A 16261-nucleotide genomic window follows, 5' to 3' on the forward strand; every position below is an offset into this window, starting at 1 on the left:
TGAAATCAACCGTCTAGTACTTTTTCGAGGTCAAATTGTTGTGTTCCGGCAAGTGCCCGGAAACAAGGGCTGCGGGGCCAGAATATAGTTTTGAGGGGGTTGTTTTTGACAGATTGTCTGACAACTTCATATTTAAATATTAAATATGGGTAGTTTGTTTTTTGTCGAAGGCGTCTCACTTTTCTGGACTTATTAATATGAGTGCCAGTGCATTGCCATCAACTAATTAAACATGCAGAGAACAATCGAGGTGAATGGTTCAGCGGCCGTTGCGCGCCCGAACGCAGGCTTCGCCAGCTGCTACAAAACCGCGTGTGCGCAGACCTTGTAGCCGCTGCCGAAGGCGGCGTTCGGCTGCGAAGCAGTCGCCTGTCAGTTGGCACCGAGATGAACGGTTCAGCGGCCGCTGCGCGCCCGAACGCAGGCTTCGCCAGCTGCTACAAAAAGCGCGGTGTGCGCAGACCTTGTAGCAGCTGCCGAAGGCGGCGTCCGGCTGCGAAGCAGTGCCTGTCAGTTGGCACCGAGATGAACGGTTCAGCGGCCGCTACGCGCCCGAACGCAGGCTTCGCCAGCTGCTACAAAAACCGCGGTGTGCGCAGACCTTGTAGCAGCTGCCGAAGGCGGCGTTCGGCTGCGAAGCAGTCGCCCGTCTGTTGGCACCGAGATGAACGGTTCAGCGGCCGCTACGCGCCCGAACGCAGGCTTCGCCAGCTGCTACAAAAACCGCGGTGTGCGCAGACCTTGTAGCCGCTGCCGAAGGCGGCGTTCGGCTGCGAAGCAGTCGCCTGTCAGTTGGCACCGAGATGAACGGTTCAGCGGCCGCTGCGCGCCCGAACGCAGGCTTCGCCAGCTGCTACAACAACCGCGGTGTGCGCAGACCTTGTAGCAGCTGCCGAAGGCGGCGTCCGGCTGCGAAGCAGTCGCCTGTCAGTTGGCACCGAGATGAACGGTTCAGCGGCCGCTACGCGCCCGAACGCAGGCTTCGCCAGCTGCTACAAAAAGCGCGGTGTGCGCAGACCTTGTAGCAGCTGCCGAAGGCGGCGTCCGGCTGCGAAGCAGTCGCCTGTCAGTTGGCACCGAGATGAACGGTTCAGCGGCCGCTGCGCGCCCGAACGCAGGCTTCGCCAGCTGCTACAAAACCGCGGTGTGCACAGACCTTGTAGCAGCTGCCGAAGGCGGCGTCCGGCTGCGAAGCAGTCGTAAAACGAGCGATGCGGTATATCAGAGCCAACACGCATCCCAAAGCGGGTAGTCATGAACTCGTGCAACGAGTCCCGCACGCACGGGATTGCAAACGACGTATCGCGCGAGCTCCTTCACATCGTCTTCCCTTCGAACCGCTCGGTCGTGATAACCCTTCTGCCACAACCGCCCTTGCCGCCCCAACGCCTGATTGACGGCCAAACTGCTACGAGACTTGATCCGACACATAACCTCGGCCAATGTTTTATCCCTTAGCTGTAGCAGGCAGTGCATATGATCCGGCATTACAACCCAAGTCAAAAAATCGACCCAACCTTCTTCCTGCGCCTCGCGCAGCTGCTTGACAACCAATCGACCCAGACGCCAATCAGCAAAAAACGGCTGTCGTTGGTCAACGACAGCCGTTATCAGGTAAATACGTCCGGGCTCGGAAAAGCGGCCAATGCGCAGAAGACCAGCATTCGTACAGAAAGGCATTCCATTGCCTCCTTACCTACTAAAAAGGAAGCCTGGAATCTACAACGTCGCCGCCAAACCCGATAAACACCAATAGCTACTAAATATGAACCCTCAACTCCCCGTCCGAATCTTGTTCCACACCCGCGTCCTAATCCGGTCAATGTTCAGCGGCATCGCCTCCAGCGCAAACAATTTCCCCATCATCTCCGGGCTCGGATAGACCTTGGTGTCGTTCTTGATCGCCGGATCGATCAGGCTATCGGCCTGTTCGTTGCCATTGGCGTAATGCACATAGTTGCTGATGCCGGCCATCACATCCGGGCGCAGCAGGTAGTTCATGAAGGCGTATCCGGCCTTGTCATCCGGGGCATCGGCGGGCATGGCGACCATGTCGAACCAGATGGCGGCGCCTTCCTTGGGAATGGCGTAGCCGATGTCGACGCCGTTCTTGGCTTCTTTCGCACGGGTTTCCGCTTGCAGGATGTCACCGGAGAAACCGACAGCCACGCAGATGTCGCCGTTGGCCAGGTCGCTGGTGTATTTGGAGGAGTGGAAATAACTCACGTAAGGCCGGACTTTGAGCAGCAACGCTTCGGCCTTTTTATAGTCTTCCGGGTTTTTGCTGTGGTGCGGCAGGCCCAGGTAGTTCAGGGCGGCCGGCAGCAGTTCCGGGCCGTTGTCGAGGATGGCCACGCCGCACTTCTGCAGTTTCGCCATGTTCTCGGGCTTGAAGATCAAGTCCCAGGAGTCCACCGGCGCGTTGTCCCCCAGCACCGCTTTGACCTTGGCGATGTTGTAGCCGATGCCGGTGCTGCCCCACAGGTACGGAAAGCCGTGTTCATTGCCCGGATCGTTGGTTTGCAAAGCCTTGAGCAGAACCGGATTGAGGTTTTTCCAGTTCGACAACTGGCTCTTGTCGAGCTTCTTCAAAGCCCCGCCCTGAATCTGCCGGGCCATGAAGTGGTTGGACGGGAACACCACGTCGTAGCCCGATTTGCCGGTCATCAACTTGCCGTCGAGGGTTTCGTTGCTGTCGTAGACGTCGTAGCTGAAACCGATGCCGGTTTCTTTCTGGAAGTTCTTGGTGGTGTCCGGGGCGATGTAGTCAGACCAGTTGTAAATCTTCACCGTTTCCGCCGCGTGGCTGAGGGTGGCGACGAGTGCAAGGGGCGCCAGGGCCAGTGTCTTTCGGATCATGAGTCGATTCCTGTATGGATGTTGTTATTGGCAGGCAATCAAAAGATCAAAATCAAAAAATCAAAACGTAGGTCTTGCGCACGGTTTCCTGGATATCCCAGATCCCGAGACTGTTGGCCGGTAACATCAGTGCATCGCCGCCTTCTATGTGCAAGGTTTCACCGTCGTCCGGGGTGAAGGTGCAGCGGCCCTGAATGAAGTGACAGAATTCCTGGGCGACGATCTGCCGGCGCCAGCGGCCGGGGGTGCATTCCCAGACGCCGGTTTCCACGCCGTCATCGCGCTCGACGCTGGTGGTCGAGGCTACGGCCACGGGCGTACCCAGCGGCACGGCGACGGGGCTGGATTCGTCCAGTTTCAGGGTTGCGGTGTTTTTGAACTGCGTAATGCTCATTGGAATACCCATCAATGTTTAGTGCATGAAACCTTCCATGAACCCCGCCACGCCGCTGGCCAACTTGCGGCGCCAGGGTGAGGTGGCCGGGTTGGCGAGGGTCTGGTCTTCGTGGACAAAGCTGCGAATGATCGCGTTGTAGCCGAGCCAACGGCAGGGTTCTGGCTCCCAGGCTCTCAGCGCATCGAGGCCACCCTGCGGAATCACCCACGGCTGGCGGACAAGGTCGGTATCGCGCTCCAGAATCAGATCGGCCAGGGTCCGTCCGCCCAGGTTGCTGGCACCAACACCCTCCCCGCCATAACCGCCGGACAAGGCGATGCCACTGGCCCGATCGCAGAGCATGTGCGGCTTGAAATGGCGGGACATGCCCAGGTTGCCGCCCCAGGCGTGGGTGATGCGCACGTTCTTCAACTGCGGGAACAGTTCGCTGAACAGATAGCGCCGCAACTCCACTTCACTGGTGGTCAGGTTGAAGTCATGGCGCAATTTGCCGGCGAACTGGTAGCCACCCCGCGCGCCAAACACCAGGCGATTGTCGGCAGTGCGCTGACCGTAAGTGACCTGGCGACTGGCTTCGCTGAAGGCCTGGCCCTGACTCAGGCCGATGTCGTCCCACGTCGCGGCGGACAGCGGTTCGGTGGCCACCAGCAGGCTTTGCACCGGCAACTGATAACGGCCTAACGGCGGCAGCGTGACCGAATAACCTTCTACCGCCGGCACCACCCAGCGACTGCAAACCTGGGCTTTGGCCGTGCGCAGGCTGCCGGACTGCCACTGGGTGACCGGGCTGTTCTCGTAGATCTTGACACCCATGCGTTCCACCGTCCGGGCCAGGCCTCGGACCAACTTTGCCGGATTGATGGTCGCGACGTGCGGTGCATAGATACCGCCATAAGGCTGGGCAACTCTGATCTGTTGCGCCAATTGCTCGGGGCTCAGCCAGCGGTAATCGTTTTCGGTCAGGCCTTGGCTATAGAGTTTGTCGAGGTAACTGCGCAGGCTGGTCTCCTGCTCGGGATAACGCGCCGCGCAATACAACACCCCGCCCTTGCGGTAATCGCAGTCGATGCCTTCGCGTTCGAGGACGATCTCCACCTCATCAGGAATGCTGTGCAGCAGATCAAACGAGGTACGGCGTTGTTCGGCCGGCAGATCGGCAAGCAAACGGTCTTCGCCCAGCAGGTTGCCCATCAGCCAGCCGCCATTGCGCCCGGACGCGCCAAACCCGGCGGTTTGCGCTTCGACGATGGCGATCTCCAGCCCCGGGGCCTGTCGTTTGAGGTAATAAGCGGTCCAGAGGCCGGTGTAACCCGCGCCGATGATGGCCACGTCGACGTCCAGGTCGTGCTCCAGGGCCGGCCGCGCCTGCAACGGCTCGTCGAGTTGATCCATCCATAAACTGATCCCGCGCCACGCCGACATACACCACTCCGCCACTCAAAACATCGATGGCGTCGATCCTAGTGCGTGACCTCAGAGACTGTCTTGCGCGCGTGCACGCAAAGAAATTTGTTTGACGTAGGCCTTGGGCGACTGGCCGGTGTGCTGGCGGAAACAGCTGTAGAACGCCGACAGCGAGTTGAAGCCTGCGGCAAAAGCCAACTCGTCGACCCGCAGTGGTGGCGTGGCCTTGTCCAGCGCCGCGAGCAAATGCTGCAACCGCGCCTGGTTGACGTAGCGGTAGAAGCTTTGCCCCAGCACCTGGTTCAGCAGGTAGGAAATCTGATTGCGGCTATACCCGCACTCCTTCGCCACCCGCTGCAAGTCGAGCTCGGGGTCCAGGTACGGTTGCTGGCGCTGGAAGTACTGCTGCAGGTCTTCAGCCATGAAACTCAGTTGTCGCGGCGACAAACCGAGCCGACTGGCCGCCGGACGCAAGTTATTGGTGGTTTTGCTGGCGGGTTGCTCGCGTACCAGGGAGGCGTATTCGTTGACGCGCCAGATCAAGCCGTCACGTACGGTGATTGCTTCGCTGGAGCGGAACGACACCAACCCGTCGGTGCCGCGCAGGGTCATCTGGTATTGAATGAACGCCGTGTTGCCGTCCAGCCGGATACGGTCCGAGTGCTCCAGCGCTTCGTCAGGCTTGCGCGGCATGCTGTCACGTACGTACTCGCGCAGTTCGTCGAGCCCCATCACGCGGTTCTGGAAAAAGTCGCTGTACTGGATGTCCGGGTGATAAAGGGCCATGACGCCGTCCAGGTCCCGGTGTTTCCAGCACAAGTGGTAGCGCATGACCGTTTCGCCCGTGGCCTGGGTTTGCAGCGGGCCATCATCATCGGCGTGCATAAAGGGCTCGGCGAAAAAAGCCGAGCTTGCCCAAGTTCCGCGTTGGCTTCAATGCCCAATCGATACTGGCGTTTTGGCGATAAAAACCGGCGACGTGACCCATATCAAAAAAAATTGAACCAATCGCCAAACGGACTGAAAAAATCCACATGGTTTTCACATCTGGATGCTACTTTTAAAGGCATCCAACGGTTGAACCAATGAAGGTTCTACCCCTCCTCACATGAGCTAAAGGAAGCGCTCGATGACTAAGGCGGGCAACACATGAACAAAGGGACATTCAGCAAGGTCACTTTTCCCAACGCCTGCCAGCTGATGCGCTGGCATTTTCATCCCATGGGTTTCGAGGCGAGCATGGACGCGCCGGGCAGCATGATTGCCCGTCTGTTTGACCGTGCCAGTGGCGAAACCATGATCGCCATCGCCGGCATCCCCTGCGCGACCGTGATGAATGCGGCGGATGTAGAACGAATAATCGAAGCCGTCGAAGATGAGCTGGAAGCGTTTATACCGCCGGTTGCGCTTCGAAGTTATGCCTGAAGTCGCTTCGCCTGGCAAAAAGCCCACAGGATGTGGGCTTTTTTATGCGCGATCGATCCGCCATCACGCCGATTTTTTACCTTGCCGATGATCCGTGAAGAACGCCTTGCCCTGAACGACCTTGTCCGACGCCTTCGGCATATTGACGGCTTGGGTGTCCTGGGCATCGACATACCAATAGCAATGACTTACCGCCCGGGTAATGCCGACATAGGCCAGCCGCAGAATTTCGTCTTTCTGCGCACTGTCATACGCTTCGCTGTCGCCAGCCTTGCCAAGCCCCGCCATGCGATACACCTGGTTTTTGTAGGGCGAACTGGTCAGGTGCTGGCAATCACCGAGCAAGAACACCGCGTCCGCCTGAAGCCCCTTGGCGCTGTGATAGGTCAGTTGCTTGAGGCGTCGAGCTTCGTACGGCAAGCTAGAATCCACATTAACTACAGACTGAATATGCTGCTCTATCAATGATTTATCGCTACTTTTTCGATAAAGCATCAGGATCGAATCGCCTTTTCTGTAGTGCTCCATCAGCCGCTGCGCCATGCCCTGATCGTCGCGATCCAGCACATTGACCGGCTGCAACGCCTTGGGCTCGCCACTGGCCTTGGCCTTCTTGCCGGGGATGGCCGGCGCGGCCCGCACGATGTGTTCGGCGGCATCGATGATGTGCTGATGGCTGCGGTAGTTGTCGCTGAGCATCACCCGGGTCGTGGCTGGCGATGGGAATTCCTTGTTGAACTCCATGAAGTACGTCGGCGAACTGCCGCGCCAGCCGTAGATCGACTGCCAATCATCGCCGACGCAGAGCAGCGACGAACGCTGCGCGCCGCGCCCGACATGCATCGCCGGGCCACGGCTACGGATTTCGGCCAGGCTGGCGCGAATCCAGGAAACGATCTGCGGCGATACGTCCTGAAATTCGTCGATCATCAGGTGCGACAGCGGTCTGAGCAGCTCATCACTCAACAGCTTGAGATTTTCCGGTGAATGTTCGCTGAACAGGGCGAACATGCGGTTGTAGGTCATTACCGGGGGCTTTTGATCGAGCAAGTGGTCTTCCAGCGCACGCCAGAAGAGACTCAGGGCCTCGAAGAAAAACCGGTCCGGATCGTCCTTGGCAAAATTCATCCGGCCCACGGCATCCGGAACGTCCAGGCCCAGGTTCTCGATAAACCCGGCGGCGGCGACAAAACTGTCCAGTAAGGGCGCTGAAGCCAACTCGCCCTTGACCTTGTAATCGAAGCCCGGCCCAGCGCTGGCATCCCCGGCAAGGGAAGCCAAAACGCGCTTCGAAGACTCGTAACTATCCAACCATATCAATGGCTTACGACAGAAAGCTTGAAACAGGGTGCGCTTCACAGCCCACTCGGCGCGAACCGTCAGCTTGGCATTCGGGCGGCTGACCTGCGGGTTCTCCCGAGGATCGAAACCCAAAACCACCCAAGCGTCCAGGGACGGAATATAGCCATGACAATGGAACGTCGAGCCGTTGATATCGAACGTCTGGCGGTTGGGTTCGATGCCCTTGATCGGCCAGGCACCAGCGCGAAACCACAGGTCTTCTATCGTGTCGCAGAGCTCTTCGTCGCGCTTGGCCGCCAGTTCGGTCACCGCCATGCGTTTCTGCACGTCCGGGTGATCGCGCTCCAGCTCCTTGAGCTGTAAGGCGTGGCGGGACAAGGGCTGGATCAGCTCACGGAATCGTTCGTTGCGGGTGAACAGTGAGTGATAGCAGGCGTTGAGTTGCTGGCGCTGGGCGTCATTGATGCGCAGGTCGAATGGGTTGCTGTCGACCTCATCGTCGCCGTTTTGCGTACGATGACTGAGGTTTTCAAAGGCTTGCAGGCGTTCGAACCCCGGCAAGCTGCGGACCATCGGCAGAATCCGCGAGTGGAAGGTGCGCACCAGGTCCCGCGCTTCTTTCAGGCTGAGTGCCCGGCCCCACAGGGCAAACAATTCGATCAGCTTATTAATGAAGTCCTTGCGCGACTCGCGGGTGAAGGTGACTACGGTCATCGAGCTCAGTTCGAAACCCAAGTAGTGCGTCAGCAGCAGAATGCGCAGCACCAAGGTCGTCGACTTACCCGCGCCCGCCCCGGCGATCACCGAAGTCGACGGGGTATCGCTGAAGATCATCTTCCATTGCGCGACGCTGGGCTGGGCGTGCGCTGGCAGCAATCGCGCGACGTCGGCCTTCATGCCCTTCCTGATCTCGGCCGTTAGCGGCAGGCGCCAGTCATCGAACAGATTGTCGTCGACATTCGGCGCACGGTGCTCGGTGGAGCGCGAATCTCGGATCAACAACACCTGCCGGCCTTCTTCCAGCCCCTCAGCCCTGCCTTCCTTGAACCCGTAATCCACCCCGGCGCTGTGCCCGCTGCGGAAGCCGTCGGCTTGCCCGTGCAGCCACGACGCACGGTGTTGCGCGCGCATTTGAGTCAAGCCGTAGCCGAAAAACCGCGCGGCGAGGCGCTTGAGCAAAGGCATCTCGGACAGGGGACGAAGTTCAGGAGGAAGATCGGGGGTGTGTTGCGGCACGCGGACGGACTCCAGGGTGTGAGGCTGTTGAGGGCTATGGTGTCTGCATTTGCCATTTTGTTCTAGTGAAATGCTTACAGGTCATTGGCTTATGCGATGAAGTGAAGGCTGGGTGAGACTATTTCGAGGTCTTTTAATATCAATCTATTCGATTGTTTTAAGGCATTTTTTACGCTTTTTATCGATTATCGCCTGATAGATGATGCACGCCATCAACCACCGGTTCTTGTTTCGTGGCTCAGGCGCACCGCCCCATGACGAACCTTTTCAGGAGACGATCATGCTTGAACTCAGACCTTTCAATACCTTGGGCGGCGCCCACCATGGCTGGTTGGATGCCCATCACCACTTTTCGTTCGCCGAGTACCACGACCCCAAACGCATGAACTGGGGCAACCTGCGAGTGTGGAACGATGACGTGATTGCCGCTGGCACGGGCTTTCCACAGCACCCGCACCGCGACATGGAAATCATCACCTATGTGCGTGAAGGTGCGATCACCCACCAGGACAATCTCGGCAACAAGGGCCGCACCGAAGCGGGCGATGTGCAAGTCATGAGCGCCGGCACCGGGATCGCTCACAGCGAATACAACCTTGAATCCAGCGAAACCCGGATCTTCCAGATCTGGATCATCCCCAACGAGGCCGGTTCGGCACCATCCTGGGGCGCCAAGCCGTTCCCGAAAGGCCAGCGCGAAGGTTTTGTGACCCTGGCCAGCGGCAAGGAAGGCGATGATCAAAGCCTGCGGATTCGCGCCGATGCGCGGTTGGTGGCGGCAAATCTGAAAGCCGGGGAATCGGCGGAATATCGTCTGGACAACGGGCGCCGTGCGTATCTGGTTCCGGCCACTGGAGTGATTGAAGTCAATGGCTTGCGGGCACAAGCTCGAGACGGTGTCGCGGTCGCCGATGAGCAGGTGTTGCGGGTGACGGCGATTGAGGACAGTGAGATTGTGTTGGTGGATTTGGCGTAAGTGCCAGGCAAAAAAATGGGCGACCTTTTGGTCGCCCTTTTTTTGGTTCGAGATCTTCTGCGTCCATGCTGACGCCTTCGCGGGCAAGCCTCGCTCCTACAGGGTCAGTGTCGATCACATGATCTGTGGTCGATTACGCCCCCTGTAGGAGCAAGGCTTGCCCGCGATGGGGCCCTCGATCACTTCGCGGAAATAGCGCCATCCACCAACGTCTGGGCCTCAGCCACCAACTGCTTGAGATGCTCGTCGCTGACGAAGCTTTCCGCATAGATCTTGTAGATGTCTTCGGTGCCCGACGGACGCGCCGCAAACCAGCCGTTCTCGGTCATGACTTTCAAGCCGCCGATGGCCTGGTCGTTGCCCGGCGCATGGCTGAGGATGCTCTGGATCGCTTCGCCAGCCAGTTGGGTCGAGGTCACTTGTTCCGGGGACAACTTGCTCAGCAGCGCTTTCTGCTCAGGGTTGGCCTTGGCATCGACCCGTACCGAGAACGGCTCGCCCAGCTCATCCGTCAGGGCGCGATAGGCCTGGCTTGGGTCGCGACCGGTGCGTGCGGTCATTTCTGCCGCCAACAAGGCCGGGATCAGACCGTCCTTGTCGGTGCTCCAGACGCCGCCGTCCTTGCGCAGGAACGAGGCGCCAGCGCTCTCTTCGCCGCCAAAACCCAGGGAACCGTCGAACAAGCCGTCGGCGAACCATTTGAAGCCGACCGGCACTTCGTACAGGCGACGACCCAGGCGCTTGGCCACGCGATCGATCAAGCCACTGCTGACCACGGTTTTACCCACGGCGGCATCGGCACGCCAGTGCGGGCGATTCTGGAACAGGTAGTCGATGGACACCGCGAGGTAGTTGTTCGGCGCCAACAGGCCACCGGACGGGGTAACGATGCCATGACGGTCATGATCCGGGTCGCAGCCGAAGGCCACGTCGAAGCGATCTTTCAGACCGATCAACCCTTGCATGGCGTGGGTGGACGATGGGTCCATGCGGATCTGGCCATCCCAATCGACGGTCATGAAGCGGAACGTTGGATCGACCTGGGTGTTGACCACTTCCAGATCGAGGCGGTAATGCTCGGCAATCGCCGACCAGTAGCGCACCCCTGCTCCGCCCAGCGGATCGACACCCAGGTGCAGCTTGGCGTCGCGAATGGCGTCGAAGTCGATCACGTTGATCAGGTCGGCGACATAGGTGTTGAGGTAGTCGTGACGATGGGTGGTGCTGGCCTTCAGTGCCTGCTCGTAACTGATGCGCTTGACGCCAGCCAGCTTGTTGCCCAGCAGCTCGTTGGCCTTGGCTTCGATCCACTTGGTGATGTGGGTATCGGCCGGGCCACCGTTGGTTGGGTTGTATTTGTAGCCGCCGCTTTGTGGCGGGTTGTGGGACGGCGTAATGACGATACCGTCCGCCAGGCCCGAGGTGCGGCCACGGTTGTAGCAAAGAATCGCATGGGAAATGGCCGGGGTCGGCGTGTACTCGTCGCCTTCGGCGATCATCACGGTGACGCCGTTGGCCGCCAGCACTTCGAGGGCGCTCGCACCGGCCGGGGTCGACAGCGCATGGGTGTCGATGCCGACAAACAGTGGGCCGTCAATGCCCTGGGCCTCACGGTACAGGCAGATGGCCTGGCTGATCGCCAGAACGTGCCACTCGTTGAAACTCAAGTCGAACGAGCTGCCTCGGTGACCGGACGTGCCGAAGGCAACGCGCTGGGTAGAGATGGCGGCATCAGGCTGGCCGGTGTAATAGGCCGTAACCAGTCGCGGGATGTCGACCAACAATTCTGCCGGTGCCGGTTTGCCCGCAAAAGGACTGATTGTCATGCAAAACCTCTAGATAGAGTGGTTCAGGAATAGGAACGCAGTTTACTGGCAGTTTGACCGCAGCGCGATGGTAACGATCCGGGCCATCAACGACGTTTTTTAACCTGGCTCAATCAACCGACTCCAGACGCAGCGCATCCCCCAGCAAACCCAGGGCAACTCCCGGATCATGATCACCACTGAATGTATGACTCAGGCGCAAGTGCTGACCGTACAGGCCTTGCAGGCTGAACAGCTCGCCCGGTGCAATCACCACCTGTTGCTTGAGCAAACGCCGGAACACCCGGCGCACATCGACCTGACGCAACGAGCGCGCCCAGATCGTCGCCCCGCCCTGCGGCTCCACCAGTTGCAAGGCATCGCCCAGGCGCTCGTGCAAGAGCTGGGTCATCTGCATCTGGCGTTCCTTGAGCAAGCGCCTGAGTACTTGCAGGTGCTGGTCGATACGTCCATTGCTGTACAGACGTGCGATGGCTTTCTGGCGAATCGGCGACAGGCGAAAAGCGCGCAGCAAAAAATGCCGCTGCAACTCATCACCCAGGGGGCGCGAGAGCAGATAGCCGTAGGGTGCCTCCGGCCCGAGGAATTTCTCGAAGGTGGAGAACACGATCAGCCGGTCAGGGTCCAGAAGTTCACGAAACTTCGGGCCGTCGGGCTCGAAACCCAGTTCGCCATGACTATCGTTTTCCAACACCCAACTGCCATGCCGCGCCAACAGCCGGGCGATTGACTGTCGGTTGTCATCCGGGATCCGGCTACCGCGTGGCATGCTCAGCCCTGACGACAGCACGACCAGCCGCACCGGCCGGGTCTCCAGCACATCCTTGAACTGGTCCGGGTCCAGCGCGCCGCAGGCTTGCAACGGCAACTCGACCACCCGCACACCCGCCGCCTCGAACAAGCGCAGAATGACCCAGTCGCAGGGCGACTCGACCACCACGGTGGTGCCCTTGAGACCGAGGACGGCGATCAGTATTTCCAGCACCCCTCGCAGGTCGGCGCCGATGTACACCTCATCGGCATGCCAGCAACGCGCCGGTGACGTGGTGTAGCGCGCCGCGAGGGCCGTGCGCAGTTCCAGCTCGCCGCAGGGTTGCGCCGCCAATGTCGGCTGACGCGGGTATTGGCGCAGCAACTCCCGCTCCAACATCAGTAAAGGGCTGTCCAGCGGCTGCAACAAGGCCGGCTCATCGGCGCTCAACACCAGCATTTCCGGACGCCGTGCATTGGCATAGACACACTCAAGCAAATCATTGCCGCTGGTCAGTGGACCAATGGCAGTAACCGGCAGGGAGTAATAGCCGGACTTGGCTACCGAGTAGACCCTGCCCTCCTTCTCCAGCAACGAATAAGCGTACTGGATGGTTGAGATCGACACATTCAGGCGCACCGCCAACTGCCTTAATGAAGGCAAGCGAATGGGGGTACCGCAGCCCGGCTTGTGGATGAGGTGCGTCAGGTATCGGTAAACCGCCTGGTAAGCAAAATCGGTTTCTCTGGGTCCTTTCATCGGTAATGACCCGGCACGGTGCGAACATGTCTTTCAGCGGTTGCGGATCGCGGCAGCCCTTGCACCGTCAATGCCCCGCGGACAATTCACCAACCACGGCAGTGTCATCCTTGTGCAGGTCTTCGGCGCAACTGCCCGCCTCTACCGTCACCGGTTTCATGCGATAAAGCGTGCCGATCAGGCTGACCGGCAAGCCGCTGACATCGACCATCCATTGCACCACCTGTTCGGGCACCTGATAGCCCTGCATCGCCTTGTGCAAGTCCGGCATCGCCACCAGCATGCCGGGGTGGCAACTGCGCAGGAAGCGCTCCAGCCCTGCACCACCATCGATAAAGGGTGAAAACAGCAGGCAGATCAGTTGGGCCTCGGTCAACCCAAGGGTTTTTTGCGCCTCGGTCGCCGCCAGCAAGCGCTGTTCGCCCAGGGTGGCCGGGTTACCGAACGCTTCCAGAGCCAGTTCGCAAATACGTTCCGGCACCTGCTTGCGACGCATCATCACCAAGGCTCGCTGCAAGTACTCGGCGACCCCGCTTTCGTAGCTTTGCCCCGAGACAAAGCACGCCTGCAGCCCCCGCAGGTGCGCGGCAATCGCAGGGCTGACGTATTCGTTATCGCTCAGGTGCGCGGCCATTTCGTCGGACCGTACACCCAGGAAGTCGGTGAGCAGAGGCCAGCGCTCTTCCAGTTTGCCGACGATCATGTCGTGAATGTCGAGATTGGTGGTGCGACGGCAGGCTTCGAATCGGTCCATCGGGCGCCAGGCTGCGTACCCGTGGCCGAAATAGAACTCGCGGTAGTAGTCGCCGCCCAGCTCATCGAGCATGGCAAACAACGCCTCGAAGCCAGAGGGATTGCAGTTCAAGGTCCCAAGGCCGGCCTTTTGCGCTGCTCGCCTCAATCCGTCGAGAAACTGCTTCTGTTGGCGCGGCGTTTCGCTGCTGATCAAGGCATCGACGCCGTTATCCCAGCGAGCAATTTGCCCGTAGAACTCGCCGGTGCTCAGGTAGCCGTCATCCCATAGATCGAGCGGACCGTCCCAGGTCCGGCGGTGGCCGACCATCAATAGATTGAGCCGATTCGACTCGTGCCCGGCCTTGGAGATAGGGACCAAGTGGTCGAATGGCAGGACTTCGCGGTTATCCACCATCAACAGTTCGACCCGGGGATCGTCGTAGAGGAACAAAGCCGCGCTGCTGCGGTGGATATTGTCCAGCGCTGTCGAGCAGGTCCCGTTCAGGCGCAAGGTCGCCACGCGCAGCTGGAAGGTCGCCGGTGCACGGCTGGCGATACTCAGTTGTGCAGCACGCAGCAATGCCAGGGTGTAGCAACTGTCCAGTGTCCCGGACTGAATCGACATTATCTTGAAATCGCCGATTCGCTCCATCCCCCCGGCGGCCACCACCAGACGCTGAATCATAAGCTGCAATGCGGTGCGCTCGGCACGCGAGAAAAAACTCAGCAGCCTTTGCAGTACTTGTTGATAAACATAGTTCATTGCCTGATCGTGGATTGTCGTCATCAGTGTTTTACCTGGTATTCGGAAGTTCGTTGTCACGCAAACAGTGTTAAACACTGCGCGACCGATTCTCGGTGATGAAGTGCTGGATCCTGTCATAAAATGCTAGCACTTGAATTTGAGTAATTATTTGAAATGTTTGCACTCTGCCTATACCCAGGCGACAGCCACCTCCTCGCAAAGCCCCGCAGGGCAAGGCTCTTTAGGTTGGCCCTGACTTCCTAGGAAACTTCTGACAGCGTCCCACAGACATTGAGTACAAAAAATAGAGAAAGAGATCACTGATATATTGTTGATAATTAGCCGATACAACACCGGCCCATCGCCAGCCACGCAACTGCATTGATTAATATCAATTGAACGCCCACTCATGACTCGTTCCTTGAGATGAAAGTAATCATTCAATTATCAGGGCTTATATGATGATTAGAAGATACAGATCGAAGGCAAAAACCGGTTCAGTTGCTCAAATACGCCAGCCAGAAACGACGATGCCCTCGGTGCGGGGAGCACCGAGGGCATCGGGGGACTGCTTGAAGGGTGTTACGCAGGCTCGACCTGAAGGGCGACCCGTTCGCGGCATGGGCATTCGTCCATGTAGCGGTGGGCTTCGACAAACTCGGCAAACGGGAAGACCCGAGTCTTGAGCGGCAGCAGCACGCGGTCGGCGGTCAGCTGATTGATGTCGCGCAACGCTCGTTGCAACGCCACCTGGTCCTGAACGATACCCAGCTCCGGCTTGCCGGTGAAGTTACCGATGCAGTGCACGAAGAACTGAATGTTCTTCTGGAACGCCGCACAGGCCGGGAATGGCGTCTGGTTGCCACCTTGCAGGCCGTAGAGCACCAGGCTGCCACGGGGTGCGAGCACGTCGCCGAGCAGTGACATCTGTGGCCCGCCGAGACCGTCGAACACCACGTCGACGCCACGGTTGTCGGTGATTTTGTTGATCTGCATCAGCAGATCCTGTTCTTCGGTGACGATGACTTTCTCGGCGCCGAGGGACAGCAGGTTTTCACGCTCTTCTGCAGTCTTGGTCGCGGCGATCACCCGTACACCCAAGGCTTTGCCCAGTTGTACGAAGGACGGCCCTGCGCAATGGCTTGCGTCGGTCACCAGGGCGAACTGACCGGGTTTGACCCGCGCCAGATCGACGTAGGCAAAGTAGGCGATCAGCAGCGGCGTGTAATGCACGCTGGCCTCGATCGGGCTGAGCACGTCCGGGTACCGGGTCAGTGCCGAGCGCGGCAGAACAATCTGTTCGCCGTAGACCGGATAATCGTTAGGGCTTTCTGCCGGGAAGCTGGCGACCTTGTCACCCACCGCCAGGTCGTCGACACCGTCGCCGACCGCCGTCACGACACCGGCCATTTCATGGCCAAGGCCTGAAGGCAGACGAGCGTGGGACGACGCCAGGTTCTGGCGCCAGAGAATGTCGTACCAGCTGATGCCGATTGCTTCGACGCGCACCTGCACTTCACCTGGTGCAGGCAGAGCGGCCGCATGCTCTTCGCATTTGAGCACCTCGGCTGGACCAAACTTGTGAAAACGGATCGTGCGGGACATCGCAAACCTCGTCAAAGTAACCTCTAATGCCCTGAACTCTATCTGGGCTTTCTACCCAAGACCATCAGTGGCTATTAATAGTCGACATGCCTGTCATTGATTCCGCAGCGCCGGCGACATCATCAAATGCCGTAAAAACCGAAGCAACCATTTAAGTAAAAAGTGAATTACACGGTGCAGAGTAGCAGCCTTTGCCCGTAAGATTCATGCCGGCCATTGTTCTCATATGGCCGCTCACGTC

At 59.2% G+C, this 16261-nt stretch carries 12 protein-coding genes; 2 read left to right on the top strand and 10 right to left on the bottom strand.

Annotated features, from left to right (window positions below; all coding sequences use genetic code 11):
• Positions 1–1221: 1221 nt before the first annotated feature.
• The 5 genes from HKK52_RS04755 to HKK52_RS04775 all read right to left on the bottom strand — a co-directional run bounded on the left by HKK52_RS04755 (position 1222) and on the right by HKK52_RS04775 (position 5545).
• Positions 1222–1680, bottom strand: a complete 459-nt coding sequence (locus tag HKK52_RS04755) for an REP-associated tyrosine transposase (protein WP_169369770.1) — start codon at positions 1678–1680, stop codon at positions 1222–1224.
• Positions 1681–1773: 93 nt separating this feature from the next.
• Entirely contained in the window at positions 1774–2859 is a 1086-nt protein-coding gene (locus HKK52_RS04760; RefSeq protein ID WP_169369771.1) for a polyamine ABC transporter substrate-binding protein, read from the bottom strand.
• Positions 2860–2911: 52 nt separating this feature from the next.
• Positions 2912–3253 carry a cupin domain-containing protein gene (locus HKK52_RS04765; RefSeq protein ID WP_169369772.1) on the bottom strand — a complete coding sequence of 114 codons (342 nt, stop codon included), beginning with the start codon at positions 3251–3253 and terminating at the stop codon, positions 2912–2914.
• Between the two features lie 18 nt (positions 3254–3271).
• Positions 3272–4678, bottom strand: coding sequence for an NAD(P)/FAD-dependent oxidoreductase (locus HKK52_RS04770; RefSeq protein ID WP_169369773.1), 1407 nt, complete (start codon positions 4676–4678; stop codon positions 3272–3274).
• Between the two features lie 51 nt (positions 4679–4729).
• A complete protein-coding gene (locus HKK52_RS04775) occupies positions 4730–5545 on the bottom strand; it encodes a helix-turn-helix domain-containing protein (protein WP_169369774.1) in 816 nt (271 codons plus the stop codon).
• 264 nt (positions 5546–5809) lie between these two features.
• On the opposite strand from HKK52_RS04775, the gene HKK52_RS04780 reads away from it, so the two are divergent.
• The gene (locus tag HKK52_RS04780; protein WP_133839770.1) at positions 5810–6085 is read left to right on the top strand and encodes a DUF1652 domain-containing protein; all 276 of its coding nucleotides are present in this window, start codon (positions 5810–5812) and stop codon (positions 6083–6085) included.
• Positions 6086–6148: 63 nt separating this feature from the next.
• On the opposite strand, the gene HKK52_RS04785 is transcribed toward HKK52_RS04780, so the two are convergent.
• Entirely contained in the window at positions 6149–8623 is a 2475-nt protein-coding gene (locus HKK52_RS04785) for a UvrD-helicase domain-containing protein (protein WP_169369775.1), read from the bottom strand.
• Positions 8624–8903: 280 nt separating this feature from the next.
• Between HKK52_RS04785 and HKK52_RS04790 the strand changes: the two genes are divergently transcribed.
• Positions 8904–9599: a pirin family protein gene (locus HKK52_RS04790; RefSeq protein ID WP_169369776.1), complete on the top strand. Its 696-nt coding sequence runs from the start codon at positions 8904–8906 to the stop codon at positions 9597–9599.
• A gap of 179 nt (positions 9600–9778) precedes the next feature.
• Here HKK52_RS04790 and pgm read toward each other — a convergent pair whose 3' ends face one another.
• From pgm to HKK52_RS04810, 4 genes are all read right to left on the bottom strand, one after another.
• Entirely contained in the window at positions 9779–11425 is a 1647-nt protein-coding gene (gene pgm / locus HKK52_RS04795; protein WP_169369777.1) for a phosphoglucomutase (alpha-D-glucose-1,6-bisphosphate-dependent), read from the bottom strand.
• A 109-nt stretch (positions 11426–11534) separates the two neighbouring features.
• Positions 11535–12935 (bottom strand): aminotransferase-like domain-containing protein, encoded by a 1401-nt coding sequence (locus tag HKK52_RS04800; RefSeq protein WP_169369778.1) that lies wholly within the window; start codon positions 12933–12935, stop codon positions 11535–11537.
• A 67-nt stretch (positions 12936–13002) separates the two neighbouring features.
• Positions 13003–14457, bottom strand: a complete 1455-nt coding sequence (locus HKK52_RS04805; RefSeq protein ID WP_169369779.1) for a hypothetical protein — start codon at positions 14455–14457, stop codon at positions 13003–13005.
• Positions 14458–14997: 540 nt separating this feature from the next.
• Positions 14998–16020, bottom strand: coding sequence for a zinc-dependent alcohol dehydrogenase family protein (locus HKK52_RS04810; protein WP_169369780.1), 1023 nt, complete (start codon positions 16018–16020; stop codon positions 14998–15000).
• Positions 16021–16261 lie beyond the last annotated feature (241 nt).

The organism is Pseudomonas sp. ADAK2, from assembly GCF_012935755.1.
Lineage (GTDB): Bacteria > Pseudomonadota > Gammaproteobacteria > Pseudomonadales > Pseudomonadaceae > Aquipseudomonas.